23 protein-coding genes are annotated in these 22,824 nt (G+C 64.8%); 6 read left to right on the forward strand and 17 right to left on the reverse strand.

Features of this window, described 5'->3' with window-relative positions; all coding sequences use genetic code 11:
- Window positions 1-52: 52 nt before the first annotated feature.
- Window positions 53-1,033 (reverse strand): flavin reductase, encoded by a 981-nt coding sequence (locus ASD45_RS12490; protein WP_056911778.1) that lies wholly within the window; start codon window positions 1,031-1,033, stop codon window positions 53-55.
- Between the two features lie 129 nt (window positions 1,034-1,162).
- Window positions 1,163-2,974 (reverse strand): helix-turn-helix domain-containing protein, encoded by a 1,812-nt coding sequence (locus tag ASD45_RS12495; protein WP_056911779.1) that lies wholly within the window; start codon window positions 2,972-2,974, stop codon window positions 1,163-1,165.
- A 141-nt stretch (window positions 2,975-3,115) separates the two neighbouring features.
- Here ASD45_RS12495 and ASD45_RS12500 point away from each other — a divergent pair, with 141 nt between their 5' ends.
- Entirely contained in the window at window positions 3,116-3,706 is a 591-nt protein-coding gene (locus ASD45_RS12500; RefSeq protein WP_056911780.1) for an amino acid synthesis family protein, read from the forward strand.
- A gap of 27 nt (window positions 3,707-3,733) precedes the next feature.
- A complete protein-coding gene (locus ASD45_RS12505; RefSeq protein WP_056912755.1) occupies window positions 3,734-4,222 on the forward strand; it encodes a winged helix-turn-helix transcriptional regulator in 489 nt (162 codons plus the stop codon).
- A gap of 18 nt (window positions 4,223-4,240) precedes the next feature.
- On the opposite strand, the gene ASD45_RS12510 is transcribed toward ASD45_RS12505, so the two are convergent.
- The gene (locus ASD45_RS12510; RefSeq protein ID WP_056912756.1) at window positions 4,241-5,704 is read right to left on the reverse strand and encodes an NAD-dependent succinate-semialdehyde dehydrogenase; all 1,464 of its coding nucleotides are present in this window, start codon (window positions 5,702-5,704) and stop codon (window positions 4,241-4,243) included.
- A gap of 273 nt (window positions 5,705-5,977) precedes the next feature.
- Here ASD45_RS12510 and ASD45_RS12515 point away from each other — a divergent pair, with 273 nt between their 5' ends.
- Window positions 5,978-6,400: a heme-binding protein gene (locus tag ASD45_RS12515; protein ID WP_056911781.1), complete on the forward strand. Its 423-nt coding sequence runs from the start codon at window positions 5,978-5,980 to the stop codon at window positions 6,398-6,400.
- A 48-nt stretch (window positions 6,401-6,448) separates the two neighbouring features.
- On the opposite strand, the gene ASD45_RS12520 is transcribed toward ASD45_RS12515, so the two are convergent.
- From ASD45_RS12520 to ASD45_RS12570, 11 genes are read right to left on the reverse strand one after another with little or no spacing between them, the layout of a single operon-like run.
- Window positions 6,449-7,858: an FAD-dependent oxidoreductase gene (locus ASD45_RS12520; RefSeq protein ID WP_056911782.1), complete on the reverse strand. Its 1,410-nt coding sequence runs from the start codon at window positions 7,856-7,858 to the stop codon at window positions 6,449-6,451.
- Window positions 7,855-8,448 (reverse strand): cysteine hydrolase, encoded by a 594-nt coding sequence (locus ASD45_RS12525; RefSeq protein ID WP_056911783.1) that lies wholly within the window; start codon window positions 8,446-8,448, stop codon window positions 7,855-7,857. Before ASD45_RS12525 ends, ASD45_RS12520 begins: the two co-directional genes overlap by 4 nt.
- Window positions 8,449-8,459: 11 nt before the next feature.
- Complete coding sequence (locus ASD45_RS12530) at window positions 8,460-10,517, reverse strand: hydantoinase/oxoprolinase family protein (protein ID WP_056911784.1); 2,058 nt, start codon at window positions 10,515-10,517, stop codon at window positions 8,460-8,462.
- 8 nt (window positions 10,518-10,525) lie between these two features.
- Entirely contained in the window at window positions 10,526-12,265 is a 1,740-nt protein-coding gene (locus tag ASD45_RS12535) for a hydantoinase B/oxoprolinase family protein (RefSeq protein WP_056911785.1), read from the reverse strand.
- Window positions 12,265-13,149, reverse strand: coding sequence for an isocitrate lyase/PEP mutase family protein (locus tag ASD45_RS12540; protein WP_056911786.1), 885 nt, complete (start codon window positions 13,147-13,149; stop codon window positions 12,265-12,267). The genes ASD45_RS12535 and ASD45_RS12540 overlap by 1 nt, the downstream gene beginning before the upstream one ends.
- 3 nt (window positions 13,150-13,152) lie before the next feature.
- A complete protein-coding gene (locus ASD45_RS12545; protein ID WP_056912757.1) occupies window positions 13,153-13,854 on the reverse strand; it encodes an ABC transporter ATP-binding protein in 702 nt (233 codons plus the stop codon).
- An 11-nt stretch (window positions 13,855-13,865) separates the two neighbouring features.
- On the reverse strand, window positions 13,866-14,612 hold the full coding sequence (locus ASD45_RS12550) for an ABC transporter ATP-binding protein (protein ID WP_056911787.1): 747 nt from the start codon (window positions 14,610-14,612) through the stop codon (window positions 13,866-13,868).
- A complete protein-coding gene (locus ASD45_RS12555; RefSeq protein WP_056911788.1) occupies window positions 14,605-15,582 on the reverse strand; it encodes a branched-chain amino acid ABC transporter permease in 978 nt (325 codons plus the stop codon). Before ASD45_RS12555 ends, ASD45_RS12550 begins: the two co-directional genes overlap by 8 nt.
- Window positions 15,579-16,451, reverse strand: a complete 873-nt coding sequence (locus ASD45_RS12560) for a branched-chain amino acid ABC transporter permease (RefSeq protein ID WP_056911789.1) — start codon at window positions 16,449-16,451, stop codon at window positions 15,579-15,581. Before ASD45_RS12560 ends, ASD45_RS12555 begins: the two co-directional genes overlap by 4 nt.
- A gap of 54 nt (window positions 16,452-16,505) precedes the next feature.
- Window positions 16,506-17,738, reverse strand: coding sequence for an ABC transporter substrate-binding protein (locus ASD45_RS12565; protein WP_056911790.1), 1,233 nt, complete (start codon window positions 17,736-17,738; stop codon window positions 16,506-16,508).
- An 18-nt stretch (window positions 17,739-17,756) separates the two neighbouring features.
- The gene (locus ASD45_RS12570; RefSeq protein ID WP_056911791.1) at window positions 17,757-18,599 is read right to left on the reverse strand and encodes a GntR family transcriptional regulator; all 843 of its coding nucleotides are present in this window, start codon (window positions 18,597-18,599) and stop codon (window positions 17,757-17,759) included.
- Window positions 18,600-18,720: 121 nt separating this feature from the next.
- Between ASD45_RS12570 and leuC the strand changes: the two genes are divergently transcribed.
- Window positions 18,721-20,136 (forward strand): 3-isopropylmalate dehydratase large subunit, encoded by a 1,416-nt coding sequence (leuC, locus tag ASD45_RS12575; protein WP_200949670.1) that lies wholly within the window; start codon window positions 18,721-18,723, stop codon window positions 20,134-20,136.
- Between the two features lie 10 nt (window positions 20,137-20,146).
- Window positions 20,147-20,764, forward strand: a complete 618-nt coding sequence (gene leuD, locus ASD45_RS12580; RefSeq protein ID WP_056911792.1) for a 3-isopropylmalate dehydratase small subunit — start codon at window positions 20,147-20,149, stop codon at window positions 20,762-20,764.
- Here the strand turns inward: leuD and ASD45_RS12585 are convergent, their stop codons facing one another.
- From ASD45_RS12585 to ASD45_RS12595, 3 genes are all read right to left on the reverse strand, one after another.
- The gene (locus ASD45_RS12585; protein ID WP_056911793.1) at window positions 20,765-21,079 is read right to left on the reverse strand and encodes a cupredoxin family copper-binding protein; all 315 of its coding nucleotides are present in this window, start codon (window positions 21,077-21,079) and stop codon (window positions 20,765-20,767) included.
- An 11-nt stretch (window positions 21,080-21,090) separates the two neighbouring features.
- Window positions 21,091-21,615, reverse strand: coding sequence for a DUF4142 domain-containing protein (locus ASD45_RS12590; protein WP_056911794.1), 525 nt, complete (start codon window positions 21,613-21,615; stop codon window positions 21,091-21,093).
- Between the two features lie 62 nt (window positions 21,616-21,677).
- On the reverse strand, window positions 21,678-22,364 hold the full coding sequence (locus tag ASD45_RS12595; RefSeq protein ID WP_056911795.1) for an RNA polymerase sigma factor: 687 nt from the start codon (window positions 22,362-22,364) through the stop codon (window positions 21,678-21,680).
- Between the two features lie 126 nt (window positions 22,365-22,490).
- Here ASD45_RS12595 and ASD45_RS12600 point away from each other — a divergent pair, with 126 nt between their 5' ends.
- On the forward strand, window positions 22,491-22,787 hold the full coding sequence (locus tag ASD45_RS12600) for a DUF1330 domain-containing protein (RefSeq protein WP_056912759.1): 297 nt from the start codon (window positions 22,491-22,493) through the stop codon (window positions 22,785-22,787).
- The last annotated feature ends 37 nt before the right edge of the window (window positions 22,788-22,824 follow it).

Below are 22,824 nucleotides of genomic sequence, written 5' to 3' on the forward strand. Positions count from 1 at the left end.
TCTGTCCGAGGGCATCAGCACAGGCTGTCGTGCATCTGGTCGCTCGGCTTACTCAGTTGTTGGGCAGACTGGCCCAGGGTTGTGCCTCGCCGACCATGGCGAGACGGCCGCCGTCATCCGACCCCATGTAGATGCCAAAGCGCTTGTCGGCGCTTTCGCGCGCATAGCGCCGCAGCATGGAGCTGATCTCGCGCGTTGGAATGGCGTCGTAAGGCAGTTCGGCTATGGGGAAGAATTTCAATCCGGCCGGGAGCGCCACCGAAGCGGAGCCGTGCGCAAGCCGCGCGCGATAGATCAGGTAACCAGGATCGTTGTCGCTGACGTCAAACACGGAATAGAGAAAGGTGGCGTCCGGCACCAGCGTCAGCGCCTCGCCGCCGTCGAGCTTCAGTTCGGTGTCGGCGACGCGCCGCCGCGCGCTCGGCAGCGCCCAGCCGCCTTTGCCGTCCTCACGCAGCAGCAACTGCCCGTCGGCCTCGATGAGATAGCCGACGATCATGTCGTGCGACTCGAGCCAACCGGGCGGCAGCGGATCTTTCACATTGGCGTAGCGGCCGCGGCAGAAACCGAGCGGCGCGCTCGGGCTGGTGCCGAAGGCTTTGACTTCCCCGATCAGCACGACATGGTCGCCGGCATCGACGCGGTTGTGCACCGTGCAGTCGAACCAGGTCAGGCAATTCACGAGGATCGGCGCGCCGGTGTGAACGCGGTCGTGATCGACCATGTCGAATTTGGTCGCCGACTTCGAGGCGAACAGGTTCGAGACGTCGGTCTGCGCTTCGTGCAACAGGTTGACGGCAAAAGAGTCCGAATTGTTGAAAGCGCCGAAGCTGTGGGCGCTCTTACCGACGCAGACCAGCAGCAGCGGCGGATCGAGCGATACCGAGGTGAAGGAATTGGCGGTCATGCCGCGCGGCGCGCCGGTGGCATCGCGGGTGGTAATGACGGTGACCCCGGTGACGAAAGTGCCAAAGGCGCGGCGCAGCGCTACCGTGTCGACTGAGCTGGCCGTCTTTTCTCCAGGCGCGAGCATTTCGCCTTACCTTGATCAGAGCAGGAACCGATCAGAGGTTAGGCCTGGTGCGAGGCTCTAGGCTTCCTATGAAAGACAGGACGAAGAGACCAAATCTTTCCGCTACCCATAGGAGGGTCGTGGCACGAGCTACCGCGATGGAGCGCTGCCGTTTTCGATAACGCCGTGCAGCCGAATAGCGAGTTCGATAGCGAAACGGTTGTCCGCGGTTTCCGGATCGATGCCGAAGAGAGCCTGAATACGCGAGAGTCGATAACGCAGTGTCGTGACGTGGAGCCCCATCGCGTCGGCGCAGGCCTGTGCCCGGCAGCCCTCGCGCACATATGCAGCGAGCGTCTCCAGATAGGGCGTGTCGTGCTCCCGGTCATGCGCGATCACGGCGCCGATGGAGCCATCGACGAAATTGCGGACATCGGCCGACTCCGCTGCGCCGATGAGCATCGGCATTGGCCCGAAGTCGAAGGCCGACAGCACCCCATAGCGGCCGAAAGAACGGGCGATGCGGATCATGCGCCAGCAGCGCTCCCATTCCTTGGAGTAGCTCTCGAGTTCCTCGCAGACGCCGCCGAGCACCACGATCGGCTCGCGCTTGAAGTTGTGGCGCAACGCCTCGACCACGCGTCGCGCCAGCCGGGCCGCGCGTTCCTGCTCGCCCTGTTTCTCCTCCGGCACGAAGCATACGAGGCCGCCGCCGACGGCGACGACGCTGGCCGGAATGTTGAGCTGCCGCGCCACCCGCGTCACCGCATGATGGCAATCGGTCCCGATATCGGCCGGCAGTCCCGGCGTGTCCGGAAAATCGACCACGATCATCCGCGCCGGCGCGCCGAGCGCCAGGCCAAGCCGGCGGCCCCGCTGGACGACGTCGTCGACATCGCGCCAGCGTCGCTCGACGATCTCGAAGAACAGCTCCGTCAAAGTCCGCGTCTCGAAACGAAAGCGTATGACACTGCGCATCATCTGAACGCTGAGGGCGAACGTCACGCTGTCCAGCATGAGACGATGAAGATCGCTATCGGCGATCAGCGCCCCGGGGAATATCACCAGGGCGCCTACCGCCTGCCCGTCAACCTTCAGCGCCACGGCGCGGGCGGAGAGCTGCAAACGATGGTTGCCGTCGTCGAGGCGGAGGGTCTGCGCCTCCTCCCTCCCCGCGGCCAACGCGTCTCGCGCCGCCGCGGCAAGCTGCGTCCCGATCTGACCGCTGAGCGCACGCTGCCAATCGGCGTCGTCGATCTGCTGAGGCGCCGGCGACCGGCTCGCCGCGATGGTGTTGCCGGCGAAATCCACGACAGCGACGGCATCCGGCAACAGCCCGGCGAGCGTCGTTGCGAGCGCGGCGGTCGATCCGCCGGAGAGAACCTCGTGCAGCAGTGCGGTTTGGGTCTGCAGCGCGTTCTGCAACTGCTCGGCGGCCTGCCGCTGGGCCCGCAGGCGATGCTCGCGCGCAACCGCGATGCCGCCCAGATGAACAATGATGCTCATGAAGGCGATGTCATCGTCCGAGACCTCCTTGAGGTCGCGGGAGATCACATTCAACACCATCGGTCGGCCTTCGCTGTCGACCGAACTCATCGGCAAGACCAGGACCGTACGGTAGTCGCGCTCGAACGCCTCTTTCCGATATCCAGGAAACTCGTCCGATGCGCGCGCATCGCGAATGTAAACCGGTTCGTTGCGCTGAAGCGCAATCAATGCCGGACTCGTCGCCAATTCCCAACGGTTCACCAGCGGCCGGCGCAGCAACGTCGGATCGTGCCGAACCACGACATGCGCCTCACCATGCGGCGCGTCGATGGCCATGATCGAGCCCAAAGCCCAGCCGCCGTGTTCACAGGCGGCCAGCACCAGACCCCGCAGCAGACTGTCGAGATCACCGCCAGAATCGATCTGGCTGGCAACATCGCGCAGCGAACTCAGGCGCGACATCTGATCCGGCATCACATTTCCCTCTGGCCGCGAGCAACCTTACGCCGCCTCGTAGGTCGTTCAAACAGTTTCTTCCCCCATTCCGAGGGAAGACGAGGCCGGACGGGCGCCGCTAGCCTCGCCCCTACTCGCCAAACCACAGGTGGACACCCCATGGACTACGGCCTGCGCAAAATCTCGACCTTCATCGAGGAGACCTTCATCGAAGGCGGCAAGTCCGCGCCAAGACCGGTGCGTTTCGTGGTGGTGGCCGCGGTGCTGCGCAACCCCTGGGCGGGCAAGGGCTTCGTCGAGGATTTGCGCCCCGAGATCCTGCGGATCGCACCGGATCTCGGGCGCGAGCTGACACGACGGCTGGTCGGTGTCATGCCGGCCGAGCAAGTCGAAGCCTATGGCAAGGCCGCCGCGGTCGGCAGCAACGGCGAGATCGAGCACGCCTCGGCCCTCATCCACACCCTGCGTTTCGGAAACATGTTCCGCGAGGCGGTGAAAGGCACGACCTACCTGAGCTTCGCCAACACGCGAAATGCTCCCGGCGCGCTCCTGTCGCTGCCCATGATCCACAAGTCGGAGACCGGCAAGCGCTCGCACTTCCTGACGGCGCAGTTTCAAATTCCCGACGCTCCCGGCGCCGACGAGGTGATGGTCGCCATCGGTGCCGCCGACAACAGCCGTGCGCATCCGCGGCTGGCCGACCGCTTCCAGGACATGGAGGACATGAAGAAAGAGCTCGAACACGCTTGAGCGCTGTTGCCCGGCGAGGCAGGCACCATGGCCGGACATCCGAAACTCGACCGCATCGATCTCAACATTCTCGTGCAGTTGCAACTGAACGGGGCGCAAACGAATCTCAAGCTCGCAGAGAAGGTCGGCCTGTCGCCGAGCCCCTGCCTGCAGCGGGTCAAGCGATTGGAGAGTGCCGGCTACATTTCCGGCTACAGCGCACGCATCAACCTCGCCAAACTCACCGACAGCGTCACGGTGTTCACCGAAGTGACTCTGGTCGACCACCGTATCGACGACTTTACCAAGTTCGAGGCGAATATCCGCGACGTCAATGAGTTGATCGAGTGCCATCTGATCAGTGGCGGCTATGATTATCTCCTGCGCTTCCTGGCGCCCAGCATCGCGCATTATCAGGAGCGCATGGAATCGCTGTTGTGCCGAAACATCGGCATCAAGACATACTTCAGCTATGTAGTGCTGAAATCGCCGATCGTGAAGAGTGCGCTGCCGCTGGGCGCGTTGTTGGCGATCTAGCCGAGACACGGTTCTTGTTCAGGCCATCCCGCCGATGTGGAACGCCTTGATCGACAGATATTCCTCGATTCCGTATTTCGAGCCTTCGCGTCCGATGCCCGATTGTTTGACGCCGCCGAATGGCGCAGCCTCGATCGAGACCGATCCCGTATTCAGCCCGACCATGCCGAATTCGAGCTTCTCGGTAACGCGCCAGGCGCGGTTGAGATCGCTGGTGAAGAAATACGAGGCAAGGCCATAGGGCGTGGCATTGGCGATCTCGACCGCTTCGCTCTCGTCGCGGAAGCGAAACAGCGGCGCCACCGGCCCGAAGGTTTCTTCGCTCGCCAGCGCCATATCGACATTGGCACCACCGAGAACCGTCGGCGCTGCAAACAGCTCGCCCTGAGCAGCCCTGGCGCTCGCCAGCACCACCGCGCCCTTGGCGCGAGCGTCGTCGATATGGCGATCCACCTTCTCGACCGCGGCCTTGTTGATCAGCGGACCGATGGTGACGCCGTCTTCCAGCCCGTTGCCAACGACGAGCCTGGAGACCGCTGCGGAGAGCTTGTCGGCAAAGCGATCATAGATGCCATCCTGCACCAGGACGCGGTTGGCGCAGACGCAGGTCTGGCCGCTGTTGCGGAATTTGCTCGCCATCAACCCTGCGACGGCAAGATCGACATCGGCGTCGTCGAAAATCAGAAAGGGCGCGTTGCCGCCGAGTTCAAAGCTGACGCGTTTCATCGTGCTGGCACATTGCTGCATCAACAGCTGGCCGACGCGCGTCGATCCGGTGAAGGACAGCTTGCGCACGCCGATATTCGACGTCAGTTCGCCGCCAATCTCCTGCGGCATCCCGGTCAGCACGCTGACGACGCCTTTCGGAAGGCCGGCACGCTCGGCGAGCACCGCGAGCGCCAAGGCCGAATAGGGCGTCAACTCCGATGGCTTGATGATGATGGGGCATCCGGCGGCAAGCGCCGGCCCTGCCTTTCGCGTGATCATCGCCGCTGGGAAATTCCACGGCGTGATCGCGGCGGCAACGCCGACAGGTTCCTTGAGGACGATGATACGGCGGTCGCCGGTCGGCGCCGGAATGGTGTCGCCGTACACCCGGCAGGATTCCTCCGCGAACCATTTCAGAAAGCCGGCCGCGTAGCGCACCTCGCCGCGCGCTTCGGCCAGCGGCTTGCCCTGCTCGATCGTCATGATCGTCGCCAGGTCCTCGATGTTGGCCAGCATCAAATCGTGCCAGGTCGCGACCAGTCGGCCACGTTCGACATTGGGCAAAGCACGCCAACCGGCGAAGGCTCTTTCGGCGGTCTGAATGGCGGCCTGTGTTTCGGCACGCCCCATCGCCGGCACCGTGCCGATCGCCTCCCCCGTCGCCGGATCGACGACCGCCAGTGTGGCGCCGGTGGCGGCCCCGCACCATTCCCCGCCGACAAAGCCCTGCTCTCGAAACAGCGACGGGTCGCTCAGACGCGCGGCAATGCTCATCATGTCCTCCAGGGCGGAACGGCATGATGTCGCGAAGCGGCCGCAGCGGATGTTGACGCAGGCCCGCCGGCGTCACTTTCTGCTGAGTTCGCGGCTGTGCGAGCACGTTATGCTTTCCCGACCGCAGGCCGATGCGCTCAGTCCAACCGGTGCCTTGCAGCGACCGCATTGACCGCGCTGGAGCAATCCGGCATGTCGCTGATATTACGCAGGCGGCCGGCGCAGTCCCGCGACCGAGCCGCGCAACGACGACTAGAAGACCGGGCCCGGAACATGACGACCACACGGCAGGCGATCAAACTCACCGACCAAGGCGCACGCATCCTGCTCGATGCGGCGATCGAACACGCGCACAACATGGGCGTGCCGCAATGTATCGCCATCGTCGACGAAGGCTGCAACCTCGTGGCCTTCTTCCGCATGACCGGATCGCGCGTGCTCAGCATTCAGTCGGCGCAGCGCAAGGCCATGACCGCGGCTTCGACCGGCAAGCCGACCGGCGGGCTGGACCCTTCGATCGACCTCAAGCTGGCGCTGGCGACCAACGGCGACATGGTCAATATCAAGGGCGGTGCGCCGATCGTCGTTGACGGTCAGGTTATCGGCGGCATCGGCGTCGGGTCCGGCACGGGCGAACAGGATCTTGAAGTCGCCAACGCCGCCTTGGCCCGCTTCATGAGCGCGCAGCGGTCCTGATCCCCGCGCGGCGCGACATCGCGTCGCCCAGAAGATGATGGCTTTTGGTCACCCTGGGCGGTTCGTAGCCACCTGCCGGGCCGCCGCGGTCCCGGCCAGGCGGCCGAGCGTCGTCGCCGTCAGCAGTCCGTTGCCGGACAGGTAGCCGGCCGCGGTGTTGCCGGATACGCCGGCCGCGGCGCCGCCGGCGGCGAACAGGTTGGGAAAGAGGCTGCCATCCGCGCGCCTAACGCAGGCATCGCTGTTCACGACAAGCCCGCCCTGGGTGTGAAACAACGCACCGGTGACCTTCACCGCATGGAACGGCGGCTTGAGCGCCTGCTTGTCCGAAAACTCACGGCCGAAGCGATCGGTGCCGTTGCGGGCTTTCAGTTCTTCGGTCTCATTATACTCAGCGAGCAGCGCCTCCGCCGGCACGCGCATGCGCGCGGCAAGCTCGTCGAGCGTGTCGGCCGTCAGCAAAGCGCCGCCTTTCTCTGCAGCGCGGAAATCCTCGAACTGCCGGGCGATGTCGGCAATGCGAGCATCGAACACGTCGAACGCGATCTCGCCGGGCTGGCGTAGTACCTCGGCCGCCTGTTCGGAATAGCCGTGCGTCTCGTTGCTGAAGCGGCGACCCTGCGTATTCACCTGGAAACCGCCTTCGGCGACCACCGCCCAGGTGATCAGGATGTTATGCGGCGTCGCCACCGAACCGTGACCCTGATAGGCCGACAAATGCGAAAGCTGCGCGCCGAGCGCGCGGCCCCACAGCACGGCATCGCCCTGATTGCCGGGATGGCCAAAATACAGAGCATCGGCCATCTCCGGTATCAGTTCGCGCACCAGCACCGCGTTGCCACCATAGCCGTTGCAGGCGAGAACGAGTGCATCGCAGCCGATGGTTTCGCGCCCACCATCGGCGCGTATCAGTTCAACGCCGCGCATGCGGCCCTGCTCGTCCGCGAAGAGTGTTTCAACGCGGCTCTCGCTGAGAATGGTGACATCGGCGGCTTCCGCCGCGCTGCGCAGCCGGTCGATCAATTCCGCGCCCGAACGCGTCGGGAGGCCATGCATGCGCATGGCCGAATGGCCCGGATAATTGAAATTGTCGATGACATCGAAAGGCAGGCCGTAGGCATCGGCCAGCCATTCGACGGTCGGGCCCGCTTCACGCGCCACTACGTCGACCAGCGCGGCGTCGTTCTCGCCATGGGCCTTGCGCTGGATATCTTCAGCAAACAGCGCGGCGCTGTCCTCGATGCCCTTCTCGCGCTGAAAGCGCGTGGCCGCCGCCGGGATCAAACCCGCCGACAGCGCCGTCGAGCCAGCCGGCACGGCATCGCGCTCGATGACGATTGGCTCGGCGCCCGCCTCCTTCGCCGCCAGCGCTGCGCACAAACCTGCCGCGCCGGCGCCGATGATGATCAGCGGCACCTCGGCGTCGAACGTCGCACGCGGCGGCAGGACCCGGCTCATCCGATACTCTTGAGCACCTCGGCGATGATGGCGATGTCGGCGACCGGGCGCAGGCCCTCGATCGCGGCCTTGTGCAAAGCCGGCGTCGGCGCCGCGCAGCCGTCTTCCAGCACGGTGACGTCGATGTCGCGGACATGCGCGTCGCGCACCGTGGAGGCGACACCGCCATTGGTGACGATGCCGCCGACGATCAGCCGCTCGACGCCGAACTTGCGCAGCAGCCAATCGAGGCGGCTCATGTAGAAAGCCGAGTAAGCCAGTTTCTCAACGGTGAAGTCGAGCGGCTGCAACTCATCGATCACCTGCTGCCCCCACGAGCCGGGCAGGAAGTCGCCCTTGCGCAGGAACGGCCGCAGCTTCTTTAGATGCGGCGAGATCATCGGCTCGCCGCCACGGCCGGGCACCAGCGTGAACATGGTGCCGCCGACCACGCCGCCCTTGGCGCGCAGCGCATCGGCCAGGGGCTTCAGTTTCGTCGGCAAGGCAGCGGCCTCGGCGCTGACGGCGCCGCCCCGCGCATAGGCACCGTTCGGATGGATGAAGTCGTTCTGCAGATCGACCAGCAGCAGCGCCGTCGTCGGGAGGTTCATGGCAAAACTCCTCACTTGCGCTCCACGACCAGATTGCCGAGCGCATCGACCCGGCCCTTGAGATCGGGATCGATGAAGATGGTAGCGTCCGGCTGCTCCAGCACCGCCGGTCCTTCGATCACGCCGCCTGCCGGCAGATCGAGCCGCGCCCACACTTTCGTATCGTGCCACGCGCCGCCGTGAAACACCGGGCGCGTCCCCTTTGCCGCCTTGTCGAGAGAAGCGTCGGCGCCCGGCGCGAAGGCCGTGAGATCGAAGGCCGGGCGGCGGCCGACCGCCGCGGTGCGCAGCGAGACAATGCGGGTGGGAATGCCCGGCAGCAGCCGGCTGAAGGCGGCCTCGTAGGTCTTGTCGAAGGCGGCGCGGATCGTGGCTTCGGTGATTCCGGTGCCATCGGCTCCGAGCGTTACCGGCAGCGGTACCGCCACCGTGTGGGTCTGGCCGAGATAGTGCATGTCGAGTTCGAACAGCACATCGACACGCTCGACGGCAATGCCGGCGGCGTCCACCACCGCCTTGGCTTCCTTGCCGGCGGTGACCATGCGCCGGTCGAGCGCAACGATGTCGAGTCCGTCGACCATCAGATTGACGGTCTGCACCTGATCGTGGCGCAGATCGGCGATGACGCAACCGAGCGCCGAGGTGACGCCCGGAAAGCGCGGCACCAAAGCACCCTTCAGCCCGATCTCCTTCACCAGCGCGCCGACATGCAGCGCGCCGCCACCGCCGAATGGCATGGCGACGAACTTCGCCGGATCGTGACCGCGCTCGATGGAGACCAGGCGAATGGCGCCGGCCATGCGCGCATCGGCCACGCGGACGATGGCTTCCGCGGCCGCCATCACATCGATCTTCAATGGCTGCGCCACATGTTTGTCGATGGCGCGCTTGGCGGCCTCGACATCGAGCGAGGCGAGCTTGCCGCCGATCGGGCGCGCGGCGTTGATACGGCCGAGCACGACATGGGCGTCGGTGAGCGTCGGCCGCTCATTGCCCTGCCCGTAACACACCGGGCCCGGCACCGAGCCGGCGCTTTCCGGCCCAACCTGCAACAATCCGCCACGGTCGACCCAGGCGATGGAGCCGCCGCCGGCGCCGATGGTGGTGATCTCGATCATCGGCGTGCGGATGACCATGCCGAAATCGATGGTGGTCTGCGCTGCCAGCGACGGTTTGCCGCCGGCGACCAGCGACACGTCGAACGAGGTGCCGCCGAGATCGCCGGTGATGATGTTGTCGTGGCCGGCAGCGCGAGCGATCGCCGCCGCGGCGATGACGCCGGCCGCGGGACCCGACAAAGCCGTGCGCACCGGCAAACGTCGCGCCGTCTTGGTCGACATCACGCCGCCGTTCGACTGCACGATGTGGAACGTGCCCTTGAAATTGTTGCCGTCGAGCGCCTGCTCCAGTCGCGCGAGATAAGCGGCGACGCCGGGCTGCAGATAGGCGTTGAGACCGGTGGTCGAGGCGCGTTCGAACTCGCGGATCTCCGGCAACACCTGATGCGAGGCCGAGACATGCTCGTTGTGCCACACTGCCTGCGCCGCCTCGAAAGCCCGCTTCTCGTTTTTGGCATTGGCATAGGCGTTGATGAAGATGATGGCGAGCGCCTGCGCGCCCTTCGCCTTCAGCTCTGCCACGGCCTTGCGCACCGCCTCGACATCGACCGCGGTGCGGATGGTGCCGTCGGCGAGCGTGCGCTCATCGACCTCGAGCCGCAGGTCGCGATCGGCGATCGGCGTAAAATTGCCCCACAGGCCCCAGGTCTGACGGCGGTCGCGGCGGCGCATTTCCAGCACGTCGCGGAAGCCGCGCGTGGTGATGACACCGACGCGCGTGCCCTTGCGCTCGAGCAGCATGTTGGTGCCGACCGTGGTGCCGTGCACGATGGAGCCGAAACTCGATACGTCGCCGAGCGCTTCCAAGCCCTGCATGAAGCCCGCGGCTTCGTTACCGCGATTCGACGGCACCTTGGCAGTGCGGAAGGCGCGCGCCGCCTCGTCGAACAGGAACAGGTCGGTGAAGGTGCCGCCGACATCGACGCCGACGATCGCTCGCTTGTCGCTCATCTTCTCACTCACGCGGGAGCCTTTCCGCGCAGCATCTTCGTCGCGCCTTCATCCACTTTACCGTCGTCGTCAATCGCCACGCCGTAATCGCTGGCCGCTTTGTCACGCGACACGTAGCCGAGCGCGACGTCGCGGGCGACACGGGCCGGTTCGCGCGTCAATGGATCGCCGAAACCGCCGCCACCGGGCGTCTCCAGCCGCACGCGCTGGCCACATGCGATGCGCACGTCGGTGATCTTGGAGACGAGGTCAGGCGAGCGCTCCCCGCTATCGCTATCGAAGAAGAAGCGGTTGAGTGCGGCGCTCTTGCCACCATTGACGCCGAATGGCGGAAACTTGCCGCGCTCGCCGAGCAGGAACACGTCGGTGTCGCCTTCGTTCAGCGCCTCGATTTCGTAGATCGCGCCGCAACCGCCGCGGTTGAAGCCCGGACCGGCCGAATCCGGGCGCAAGGCCCACTGCGTGAACATGACCGGATAGAGCGACTCCAGGATCTCCGCCGGCGGAATGGTCGCGGTCGAGATTGGGTTGTTGCCGTGATTGAGGCCGTCGCCTTCCGGATTGCCCCCCAAGCCGCCGCCGAAGAAGCAGAACATTACCCAGCGCTTGTTGTCCTTGCGCCAGCCGGCCAGCGACAGCGCATTGATGGTCGCATACGGGCTACCATTGGCGCGCTCCGGCGCCGCCTTGGCGAAGGCGCCGAACACGGTGTCGATCACGCGCAAAATGGTCTCGGTGTAACCGCCGACCGGCTTCGGCGCCGAGACGCCGAGCAGCGTCGTGTCGGGAATGACGAACTCGATCGGCGCCAGGCACCCGGCATTGGCCGGCACGTCGGTGAACAGGTGCTTGAGCGCCACATAACAGCAAGCGACCGCGGTCGAGCGCGCGATATTCAGCGGGCCGCGGCACGGCGGCGCCGAACGCGAGAAATCGAGCGTCATGCGGTCACCGGCGATGGTCAGGTCGAGCGCGATGCGCAGCGGCTCGTCGGTGATGCCGTCATTGTCGAGGAAGTCGTCATAAGAATAAGTGCCATCCGGCAGCGCCGCGATATTCGCGCGCATCAGCGCCTCGGCGCGATCCGACAGCGCGCGCATGGCAGCAGCGACCGTATCGTCACCATACTCATCGAGCAGCGCATGAACCCGCTGTTCGCCCAGATGCAGGGCGTTGAGCTGGCCGTTCAGGTCGCCCCAGTTCGATTGCGGCACGCGCGAATTGGCGGCGAGGATGTCGGCGACATCCTGCTGGAACACGCCGGCGCGCACGATCTTCACCGGCGGAACACGGAAGCCTTCCTGGAAGCTCTCGGTCGCCTTGGCATTGAAGTTGCCCGGCACGTTGCCGCCGACATCGAGCCAGTGGCCGACGGAGGCCAGCCAGGCGAACACCTTGCCGCCGCGCATCACCGGCCGCACCAGGCGGAAGTCATTGAGATGCGTGCCGCCGTCGTAGGGGTCATTGAACAGATAAGTGTCGCCTTCTTCCAGGTCGGCCTGCGCCCTGGCCTTGTCGATCACCGCCTTCACGGCGAATGCCATGGCGCCGACAAAGATCGGCAGACCGGAAGTGCCCTGCACCAGGGTCGCGCCGGTTTCGGCGTGATAGAGCCCGTGGCAGGCGTCATGCGCCTCGGCGATGATCGGGTTGAAGGCCGAACGAAAAAGCGTTGCGTCCATCTCGTCGGCAATCTGGACGAGACGGCCGTTGAGCACGGCAAGCGTGACCGGATCGAGCGTGCGCATCAGTTCTTGCCCGGCTTGTAGTCGGCGTACCACTGGCCACGCTCGAGTGTCTCCGGCGTGCCGATCAGACCGTTGAGTGCGTTGAAGTCGAACATCTTCGATCGAAACGCATCGGTCGTTCCGTCGGCCTTGATCGTCGCATAGAACTCCTGCGCCGCCTTGGCGATGGCGCGCACGATGCCGCCCGGGAAGATCACAAAGGAAAACCCAATCTTCTCGAGCTCCGCTGCCGGAACGATCGGCGTCTTGCCGCCTTCGACCATATTGGCCATCAGCGGCAGGCCTTTACCGACGCGATCGACGACGCGGGCAAGTTCGCCGCGCTCGCGCGGCGCCTCGATGAACAGCATGTCGGCGCCGGCTTCGCGATAGGTGGCGACGCGCTCGACAGCGTTGTCGAAACCTTCAACCGCCACCGCATCGGTGCGGGCGATGATCAAGGTGTTGCGCGATTGCCGCGCATCGACCGCAGCCTTGATCTTGCCGGCCATTTCAAGCGCCGGGATCAGCGCCTTGTCGTCGAGATGGCCGCAGCGCTTAGGGAAATCCTGATCCTCGAGCTGGATGGCGCTGGCGCCGGCACGCTCGAGCAGACGCACCGTGCGCTCGACATTGAGCGCATTGCCATAACCGGTGTCGGCATCGACCACGAGGTAAGCATCGACGCGGTCGCGGATCAGTGTCACCGTGTCCACGACTTCACTCAGGCTGACCAGACCGATATCGGGCCGACCGAGCTTGGTGTAGGCGATGGCCGCACCCGACACATACAGCGCTTCAAAGCCGGCTTGAACGGCGATGAGCGCCGTCAGCGGATCATAGACGCCCGGCGCCACCAGGATCGGTGGGCTCGCGAGGCGCGCGCGCAGGTTCTTCTCAGTCATGCATCATAGTCCCAGGTAAGTGCGTTTGAGTTCCGGATCGGCGGCGATTTCGGCAGCCGTGCCGGACATGGCGAATTGCCCGTCGGCAAGAATATAGGCGCGGTCGGCGACCTCGAGGCTTTCGACAACGTTCTGCTCGACCAAGAGGATGGCGACGCCCTCCGCATGAATGCGCTTGATCAGCGCGAACAGCTCCTCGACCAAAAGCGGCGACAGACCGAGCGACGGTTCGTCAAGAATTAGCAGCTTCGGCTCGGCCATCAGGCCGCGCCCGATTGCCAGCATCTGCTGCTCGCCGCCGGACAGGGTGCCGGCGTGTTGCGACATGCGTTCGCGCAGACGCGGGAAAATGGCGAAGACGCGCTCGCGGTTCTGCGCCCGGCGCGGCTTGGCGCGGGCGTACGAGCCGAGATCGAGATTTTCCCGCACCGTCAGATTGGGAAAGATGCGCCGGCCTTCCGGGACATGAATCAAGCCCCGCGCCACAATGGCGGGCGGCTTCTCACGTTCGATGGCTTCGCCAGCGAAACGAATGCTGCCACCCTGCGCCCGAACGATGCCGGAAACGGTGCGGTTGAGGGTCGATTTGCCGACGCCGTTGGAGCCGAGCACGGTGACGATTTCGCCGGCCTTCACAATAAGGTCGATGCCGCGCAGCACTTCGGTCTCGCCATATCCGGCGCGCAGGTGTTCGATCGCCAGCAGCGTTTCGGATGTCATGGCGCCCTCGCCAAGCGCTTGGCGGCGCCATGCCCGAGATAAGCTTCGATGACGACCGGATCGCAGGCGACCTCGGCCGGCGTTCCGGTCGCGATGATGCGGCCCTCAGCCAGCACATAGACGTGCTCGGCGAGGCTCATCACCGCCTGCATCACGTGCTCGATCATCAGGATGGTGATGCCGCGGTCGCGCAGACCGCGGATGACCGGAATGATGTCGCGGATCTCCGATGGATTCAGGCCGGCGAGAACCTCATCGAGCAGCAGGAGTTTCGGCTCGGTGGCGAGCGCCTTGGCGAGTTCGAGCCGCTTGCGGCCGGCAACGGTCAGGCTGTCGGCCGGGGCGTCAAGCAGTCCGGCAAGACCGACCTCGCGCGCCACGGCTTCGGCAGCGGCCAATGCCGCGGCGCGGCCCGCATGCCGCAGATGCGCGCCGACACGGATATTCTCGCGCACCGTCAACCCGGCAAAGGGCTGAACGATCTGGAAAGTGCGGGCGATGCCCCTGCGGGCCAGTCTGTGCGCCGGCTCACCGGTGACATTGTCGCCGCCAAATCGCACGCTGCCGTCGCTGGGTTTGAGGAATCCGGAGATCAAAGCGAACATCGTGGTCTTGCCGGCGCCGTTCGGGCCGATCAATGCCGTGATCCGCCCCTCGGCGGCAATCAATGACACCGCACCGACAGCAAGCAACCCGCCGAACCGGCGTGACACGCCTTCGACCGTGAGGAGAGCCTCAGCCACGGCTCGCCTCCCCCGCGCGGGCACGGCGCCAACGCGCCGCGAGTTGGGCGCGCAGGCCGACAAGGCCGCGCGGCGCCAAGCCTACGACAGCGATCAGCACGATGCCGAAGACGACGAGGTCGAGACCCGGCGCTTGTCCGGTCACGAGCAATGCCCCTTCGCCCAAGGCCTTGACCACCAGTGCCCCGACCAGCGGTCCGAAGATAGTGCCGGCACCGCCGATGATCGGCGTCAGCAACGCCTCGACGGAAATCCACGCGCCATAGGCGATATGGGAATCAACGAACAGGAAATACTGTGAGTAAAAGCAGCCGGCGGCCGCGGTGATCGCTCCGGAGATGACCATCGCGCCGAGCTTGACGGCGACAGCATCGACCCCGAGCGCGCGCGCCGCGTCCTCGTTCTCGCGCACCGCAGTGAGCCAGGCGCCGAAACGCGACCGTTCGACCGCATAGGTGACGATCAGCGCTACGGCCACCAGCGCCAGGATCAGCCAGTAGAACACGGCGCGACTTTCGAACTGAAGCGCGGCAAAACGCAGATCGAGCTTGAGCAAGGTGCCGACGCCGGCGCCGGTGATCGGCGTTACGCTGGCGAGGATGCGCAGCACTTCGGCGAAAGCCAGCGTCACCAGGGCGAAGTAAGAGCCGCGCAGTCCAGCGCGGAAGGCCAGCCATCCGACGACGACGCCGACGACGGCGCCGGCGGCGATGCCCGTCCCGAACGCCAGCCAGGCATTGACGCCGAATTTCACCTGCAGGATGGCGGTGACATAGGCGCCGGTGCCGAAGAAAATCGCGTGGCCGAACGAATATTGCCCGCCATAGCCGCCGAGGATATTCCAGCCCTGCCCGGCCAGCGCGATCATCAGCGCGACGACCAGGAAGTTAAGCACCACGTTGGAGTGCACCAGCAGTGGCACCACCGCGAGCGCAGCAACAACGATCGCGATCGGCACGAACGATCTCATGCCTTCGCTCCGAACAAGCCTTGCGGGCGCACGAGCAAGACCGCGATGAAGATCAGGAAGATGCCGACCTGCCCGAGTGAATCGCCGAGGAACAGGCTCGACAGGCTTTCGACGACGCCGATCACCAGGCCGCCGACCACCGCGCCGGGCACCGAGCCCATGCCTCCCAGAACGACGATAGTGAAAGCGACAAGCACAAAGGCATTGCCGGCGCCGGGGTTGACGTAATAGGTCGGCATCAGCAGGCAGGCGGCCACCGCAACGCAGGCCGTGCCGAGGCCGAAGGTCACGGCATAGACATGCGCGACATCGATACCGGCCAGTTGCGCGCCGAGTTTCTCCTTCGCCACCGCCCGGATCGCGCGGCCGATGTCCGTGAGGGTCATGATCAGCCACAGCACCACGGCGACCGCGAAGACCGCGACGAATCCGACCAGCCGCGGCACCGCGAGATAGGTGAAGCCGAGATCGATGCTCTGAAAGGCGTATGGCACGTCGATCGTGCGGGTATCGGCGCGAAAGCCGAACAGCAGCGCATTCTCGATGACGACCGCAAGCCCCAGCGTCACCAGAAGCATGTTGCGGTCCTCGCCGTGCGAGGCTGGACCGATGACGAAGCGCTGCAGCGCGTAGCCGATCGCGAAGAACAACGGCGCGATGAGGAAAATCGACAAATACGGATCGATGCCGAGAACCTGAAACGCGAAATAAGCCGCGAACATCGCAGCGGTCAGCAGCGCGCCATGGGCGAAATTGATGATATGCAGCACGCCGTAAATCAGCGTCAGCCCGAGCGCAACGAGCGCATAGACCGCTCCGGTCAATAAACCGTTGAGCAGCGCCGGAATGAGAATGACAGGTGACAGCACAAAAACACGCGATCGCGGGCGGCCCCTTGGGAGCCGCCCGCGGCCTCTCCAAAATCAGGTGAACGGGAATTTCGGCTTCGCGTCGGCGAACTTGGCCGGCAGGATCACCTTGATATCATTTCCTTGCACCTGCGTGCCGCACGGGGCGGCACCCTGGTTCTGCCCGTCGACGAACTTGGTCGGCCCGTAAGGCATGATGTGACCGGCCCAGGTCGAGCTCGCCAGCGCTTCGGTAAGCTTGGCACGATCGGCGGAGGCCGCCCGCTCCAGCGCGTCGGCGACGAGCCCGATGCTGGCGTAGTTCAGATAGACCTCGTAGGTAAAGAACTGGCCCTTGGCCTCGACCTTCTTCTTCAGCGCCTGCGCCTTGTCGCTCAGCGGGTTGAACCAGTGATTGCAGTCCATGATGCCGTTGGCGGCTTCCGGGAATTCCTTGACGAACTTGTAGGACGATGCTGCGCCGCCGAGCACCGAGTAGATGCCCTTGGGTTTGACATGCTGCTGCTGCATGGTGCGAGCCAGCAGCACATATTCGTTGTAGTAGTTCGCTGGAATGACGAGATCCGGATTCTGCGCCTTGATCTTGAGCACGATGGTGTTGAAATCACGGGTCGGGGTCGGATGCGCGATGGTCTCGAGCACCTGGAAACCCTTCTCCGGCAGCTTGGCATTCAGCAGCTTGGCGAGACCCGCACCGAACAGCGAGTCCTCATGGACGATCATCACGGTCTTGGCAGGCTTGCCGGCGCCGTCGTTGATCGCGATCAGGTTATCGATCGCGGCATTGGCGATGACGCCGAAGCCGGGCCCGAAGCGGAACGTGTTCTTGAGGCCGCGTGTCATGATGTTGTCGGCGACGCCGACATCGACGACATAAGGCAGATCGTAGCGCGCCGCGGCCTGGGTCGTCGCTAGGCAGATGCCCGAAGCGTAGCCACCGACGATGCAGGATACGCCGGCCGCGTTCATCTTCTCGACTTCGGCGGTGCCGCCGGCCGGGGTCGATTGCGCATCGCCCGTCACCGGATCGAGGTGGGCGCCGCCGAGCGCCTTGATGCCGCCCGCAGCATTGATCTCCTCGATCGCCAGCATGGCGCCGAGCTGGCCCTGCGTGCCGGAGTAAGACAGCGGTCCCGTGACCGGTTGCAGCACGCCGATCTTGATCGGTGTGCCGGCGGCGCGGAGCACCGAGGGCATCGCAATCGTACCGGTGGCGGCAGCGGCGGCGCCGAGCGCCGTCGAAGCGATGAATTGGCGGCGGCTGAGCGGTATCTTCTCGTTCGACATGATTCTCTCTCCCCTTTTTTAACGCGACGGCCGGAGCCCGGCCGGTTTGGCTTTGGTGCGTAGCGACTTCGTCGTTGTCTTGTTCTGAGCGTCACGGCCCTGGCGCATCACCGGCGACCAGCTCGAACTGGCCGCGCCCGAGCGGACCAGATCGATCTCGAAGGCGTAGCGATCCGGCCGGTACAGCGCGTGCAGATGTTCGACGCCGCGGCCGTCGCGATCGAAGACCACGCGCACCAGTTCGATCAGCGGCGAACCGGTGTGCAGGTCGAGCGCCGCCGCGGCATCGGGCCCGGCGAGCACGGCACTGATGCGCTGACGCGCATGGCCGACCTTGACGCCGGCGCGCTCGATCAAGTCGAGTAACGGCCGTGTCGCCAGTTCCTGCTCCGAGAACGTCACCGAGACGGCCTCCGGCACGTGAGTGGTCAGATAGGAAAATGGCAGGCCGTCGACCGAACGGACGCGCACCGAACGTTGCAGCAACTGGTTCGCGGGCGCACCGAGCGCCTCGGCCACCGCGCCTTCTGCCGGCACGTAATCGAATGACAGCAACTTGACTGCGGTGCGCCGCCCCATTTCGGCGAGATTGGCGAGCACGCCGGAAATGTCGGCCGTCATCGGCGCCGGCGATGGTCGGTAGATCACGCGGGTCCCGGCGCTGCGGCGGCGCTCGATCAAGCGCTCGCGCTCGAGTTCACCAAGCGCGCGCCGCACCGTGACGCGGGACACGCCGTAAAGGGCTGCCAGTTCGTTCTCGGTCGAGAGCCGGGCGCCGAAGCCCACGGCGCCGCTGAGGATGCGGTCGCGCAGCACCAGATAGACCTGCTTTGCTTTCGCTTCGCCGAGCCAGTCGCGCAACGGGGTCTCCCAACAAACGCCCCGGACCGGGGGTCTTTACTTGGTATTCTTTAGCATACATTATCGGAAACGGCGGGCAAGCCCGAGCTTTGCCCCAATAGTAAGCATGATGATGCACGCCATGAGGCAATCGCCCTCCACCCTGTTCGACAAGCTGTGGTCCACGCACGAAATCACGCGGCGCGAGGACGGCGCCGCTCTGCTGTTCGTCGACCGTCACTTTGTCCACGAGGGCTCATTTCACGGCTTCAGCCAAATGAAAGGGCGCGGCCGCAAGGTCGCCGAACCGAGCCTTACCTTCGGCGTCGCCGACCATTACGTGCCGACGCATGACCGCGACAAGCCGATCGCCAATCCCGAAATCGCGGAGATGGTCCGCAAACTCGAACAGAACACCGCCGACAACGGCGTCACTTTGTTCGGCCTGCGCGATCCGCGGCAGGGAATCGTTCACGTCGTTGGCCCTGAGCAGGGCCTGACTTTGCCTGGCCTGCTGATCGTCTGCGGCGACAGCCACACCTCGACGCACGGCGCGTTCGGCACCTACGCCTTCGGCATCGGCGCCTCCGAAGTGGCGCACGTGCTGATGACGCAAACACTGTGGCAAAAGAAGCCGAAGCGCATGCGCATCACGGTGGACGGACGCACGACCGCCGGTATTGCCGCCAAGGACATAGCCCTGTCCATCATTGCCGGTATCCACGCCGATGGCGCCCAGGGGCATGCGATCGAATATGCCGGCAGTGCCATTCGCGCCTTGTCGATGGAAGGCCGCCTCACCTTGTGCAATCTGTCGATCGAGGCCGGCGGCCGCTGCGGCATGGTGGCGCCGGATGCCACGACTTTTGCTTACCTCAAGGGCCGCCCCTACGCGCCGCAGGGCGCATTGTTCGAGCGCGCCGTCGAAGACTGGTCGCGTCTCTGCTCCGACACCGACGCGGAGTTCGACCGCGAAGTGACCCTCGATGCCGCGGCGATCGTACCTGTGGTCACCTGGGGCACAACGCCGGACGACGCGCTGCCGATCGACGGTCTCGTGCCCGATCCGTCCCGCGAAGCCGACGAAGCGCGGGCCAGCTATATCCGTGACGCGCTCGATTACATGGCGATACGGCCCGGCATGAGGCTGACCGACATCGCCATCGATCGCGTGTTCATCGGCTCCTGCACAAACGCCCGCATCGAGGATTTGCGGGCCGCCGCCGCCGTGCTCGCCGGCCGCACCAGCAAGGTGCCGGGCCTGGTTTCGCCCGGCTCGTCGCTGGTCAAGCAGCAGGCCGAGCAGGAAGGGCTCGATCGCATCTTCACGGACGCCGGCCTCGAATGGGCCGAGTCGGGCTGCTCGATGTGCGTCGGCATCAATGGCGATCTTGTGCCCGAAGGCGAGCGCTGCGCTTCGACCACCAATCGAAACTTCAAAGGCCGGCAAGGCCGCGGCGCGCGAACGCATCTGATGTCGCCGGCCATGGTCGCCGCCGCCGCGGTCTCCGGTCACCTTGCCGATGTCCGCCCGTTGCTCGCCGGGCGAAAGGTTTAGGGGTACGGTCATGGAAAAATTCGACCGCCTCACCGCCCGCGCTTGTCCGCTGCCGCAGCCGAACATCAACACCGACGCCATTCTCCCGGCGCGCTTTCTCAAATGGCCGCGCGAAAAAGGTCTGGGCTCCGTCCTGTTTCAGGATCTGCGGGTCGGCGCCGACGGCAAGGAAGACCCGGCCTTTCCTCTCAACCAGCCGATGTGGCACGGCGCCAAGGTGCTCGTCGCCGGCCGTAATTTCGGCGGCGGCTCGTCGCGCGAAGCCGCGGTCTATGCCGTCTATGATTACGGTTTCCGCTGCGTGATCGCACCGTCGTTCGGCGATATCTTCGCCCAAAACGCCGTGAAGAACGGACTACTCACAGCCGCGGTGTCGGACGCGGATGCCTCGGAAATAGCAGCAGCGGTAACGGCCGATCCTGCGCGCGACGTCACTGTCGATCTCGCGCAGCAAACCATTTCCTGTGGCAACCGCGTCTATGGCTTTGCCATCGATCCTGTCAGCAAGAACCAGTTGCTCAACGGCTGGGACGACGTCGATCTGACGGAGAGCTACCGGCAACAAATCGAAGACTACCGCAAGGTCGACCTTCAGGCGCGACCCTGGGCGCCGATCGGCCGGCGCTGATCACGGCTGCACCACGACACGGCCCTTCATGTTGGGGTGGAAACGGCAGAAATACGCGATGTCGCCGGGTTTCTGAAGCGCGAGCCGGCCGGTCTTCCCCGGCCCGATCGTCACATCCCAGCTTTTGTCTGATGCGGTGGCCGTATGCACCATCGCGTCCTTGTTGTTCCATACGATCGTGTCGCCGATCCTGGCCCTCACCTCGGCCGGTTCAAAGACCAGTTTGTCGATCGTCACCGTTATGATTTCCGCATGCGCCGAGACGGAGCCCAGCGCGCACAAGGCGATAGCCGTCAGAATCCGTCCCGGCGTCATGCTGTCATTCCCTACTTGAGTTCGCTGGCAACATGCTCGGCGTGCTGCTCGTGGCCTTGAAACAATTTCAGGCCGGTCTGCAGCAGGCTCTTCAGTTCGGCATTATTGGCCGACGGGATCAGCGTGGTCTCGAGCGCGGAATTGACGGTCTTGTGGTAGGCGATCTCGTTGGCGACATAGGCCTTGTCGAAGGCGGCGCCGCTGAGCTTGGCCAGGCTGGCGCGCTTTTCAGCGGCTGCCTTGGTCAGGGCCTTGCTGGTGTCATTGTCTTCCGGCTTGACGCCAAGCTTCTTGACGAGGTCGAGCGCCTGCTTGTTCACCGCGGTATGGTCACGCACCATGCTTTCGGCAAACTCCTTCACCACTTTATTCTTGGTGATGGTGAGAGCCTGCTTGCCGGCCTCGATATCGAGTTCTCCGGCCGTGTAGGCGATGTGGGCAATCTGCGCATCGGTTGGCTTGGCGCCACCTTGCGCGAACGCCGCACCGGGCAACAGGCAAAGCGCGGCCACTGCCGCAATCCAATTCATCTTCATGACATTCCTCCGTTCGTGTGCATCTCACCGTTGGATGCGCGATGCGAATGGAGGTTCCCGCCTTACCGGCAAATCAGCGCAACTATTTTCTCGGTCATGGCCTCGCAGCGCCGCCCGCCGAACGGGAACGTATCGGTCAGCGCCGGTCCGAGCTGGGTTTCCAGAGACTCCCGTAGGAGGGCCCGGGCACGGTGCAGCCGCGTTTTTACCGTCTCAGGCTTCAGGCTGAACAGGTCCGCCGTCTCTTCGAGTGTCATTCCCTCGACCACACGAGCGACGAACACGATGCGGAATGAATCCGGCAGCTGATCGATCGCTTTTTCAAGGATGACGCGAATTTCGCCTTGCGCCATTGTTTTCTCCGGATCGATGCTGGCCGCCGAGACAGGAAAGTGGATGATCTGCGCCTGGGTGCGGTTTTCCCCATAGCTCTCCCAGTCGACAGTCGGCTTTTGCTTGCGCAACCGTCCCAGCGCTTCGTTCATGGCTATCCGTGTGATCCAGGTGCCGAATGCCGCGGCGCCGCGAAACATGTCGAGGCCGGTGAAGGCGCGGACATATGTCTCCTGCACGACGTCTTCGGCTTCGGCATCGTTGCGGAGGATGCCGCGGGCGACCCGGAAAAGCCGGCGATTGTACCGGGTGGTGAGGGCGCGGACCGCCGCCTCGTCGCGCAAAAGCGCCCGCCGTACCAGCTCCTCATCGGAGGAGATGTCAGCCTCAGTCTTCGGGACCGTTGTCAAAACCATGAAGGCGTCCTTGGTTACTGTCCCTTAGATGCGCCTGCGGCGGAAAGGTTCCCAGTCCAGGATGGCTTCGCAATCTAGACGAAGTAAGCGAACTCTGCCATTGCGCCTACATCAAGGGAGGCCATGATGCCGAAAGCTTATTGGGTGGTGACGTACCGGTCCGTGACGAATCCTGCCGCTTGGGAGGCCTATGCCAAACTGGCAAAGCCGGCGATTGCCGAAGCCGGCGGACGCTTCCTCGCTTTGACCCAGCCGGCGAAAGTCTACGAGTCGGGCATGAACCAGCGTGTCGTGCTGGTCGAGTTTGACAATCTCGAAAAGGCCATCGCCTGCCATGATACGCCCGGCTATGCGGCCGCGCTCAAAGCCCTCGGCACCGGCAATGTCGAACGCGACCTCCGCATCGTCGAAGGCGCGGCCTGACGGGCCCACCGTCGGCCAACAGCGCCGTCAGGCGTCG

Source organism: Pseudolabrys sp. Root1462 (assembly GCF_001426945.1).
Lineage (GTDB): Bacteria > Pseudomonadota > Alphaproteobacteria > Rhizobiales > Xanthobacteraceae > Pseudolabrys.

Excerpts from the sequence above, each read along its gene's own strand:
- ASD45_RS12495 (WP_056911779.1), bottom strand. The coding sequence starts at position 2,974 with ATGCCGGATCAGATGTCGCGCCTGAGTTCGCTGCGCGATGTTGCCAGC.
- ASD45_RS12500 (WP_056911780.1), top strand. The coding sequence starts at position 3,116 with ATGGACTACGGCCTGCGCAAAATCTCGACCTTCATCGAGGAGACCTTC.
- ASD45_RS12595 (WP_056911795.1), bottom strand. The coding sequence starts at position 22,364 with ATGGTTTTGACAACGGTCCCGAAGACTGAGGCTGACATCTCCTCCGAT.
- ASD45_RS12520 (WP_056911782.1), bottom strand. The coding sequence starts at position 7,858 with ATGAGCCGGGTCCTGCCGCCGCGTGCGACGTTCGACGCCGAGGTGCCG.
- ASD45_RS12590 (WP_056911794.1), bottom strand. The coding sequence starts at position 21,615 with ATGAAGATGAATTGGATTGCGGCAGTGGCCGCGCTTTGCCTGTTGCCC.
- ASD45_RS12525 (WP_056911783.1), bottom strand. The coding sequence starts at position 8,448 with ATGAACCTCCCGACGACGGCGCTGCTGCTGGTCGATCTGCAGAACGAC.
- ASD45_RS12540 (WP_056911786.1), bottom strand. The coding sequence starts at position 13,149 with ATGACTGAGAAGAACCTGCGCGCGCGCCTCGCGAGCCCACCGATCCTG.
- ASD45_RS12530 (WP_056911784.1), bottom strand. The coding sequence starts at position 10,517 with ATGAGCGACAAGCGAGCGATCGTCGGCGTCGATGTCGGCGGCACCTTC.
- ASD45_RS12585 (WP_056911793.1), bottom strand. The coding sequence starts at position 21,079 with ATGACGCCGGGACGGATTCTGACGGCTATCGCCTTGTGCGCGCTGGGC.
- leuC (WP_200949670.1), top strand. The coding sequence starts at position 18,721 with ATGAGGCAATCGCCCTCCACCCTGTTCGACAAGCTGTGGTCCACGCAC.
- ASD45_RS12565 (WP_056911790.1), bottom strand. The coding sequence starts at position 17,738 with ATGTCGAACGAGAAGATACCGCTCAGCCGCCGCCAATTCATCGCTTCG.
- ASD45_RS12555 (WP_056911788.1), bottom strand. The coding sequence starts at position 15,582 with ATGAGATCGTTCGTGCCGATCGCGATCGTTGTTGCTGCGCTCGCGGTG.
- ASD45_RS12600 (WP_056912759.1), top strand. The coding sequence starts at position 22,491 with ATGCCGAAAGCTTATTGGGTGGTGACGTACCGGTCCGTGACGAATCCT.
- ASD45_RS12490 (WP_056911778.1), bottom strand. The coding sequence starts at position 1,033 with ATGCTCGCGCCTGGAGAAAAGACGGCCAGCTCAGTCGACACGGTAGCG.
- ASD45_RS12505 (WP_056912755.1), top strand. The coding sequence starts at position 3,734 with ATGGCCGGACATCCGAAACTCGACCGCATCGATCTCAACATTCTCGTG.
- ASD45_RS12535 (WP_056911785.1), bottom strand. The coding sequence starts at position 12,265 with ATGCGCACGCTCGATCCGGTCACGCTTGCCGTGCTCAACGGCCGTCTC.
- ASD45_RS12515 (WP_056911781.1), top strand. The coding sequence starts at position 5,978 with ATGACGACCACACGGCAGGCGATCAAACTCACCGACCAAGGCGCACGC.
- leuD (WP_056911792.1), top strand. The coding sequence starts at position 20,147 with ATGGAAAAATTCGACCGCCTCACCGCCCGCGCTTGTCCGCTGCCGCAG.
- ASD45_RS12510 (WP_056912756.1), bottom strand. The coding sequence starts at position 5,704 with ATGAGCATTGCCGCGCGTCTGAGCGACCCGTCGCTGTTTCGAGAGCAG.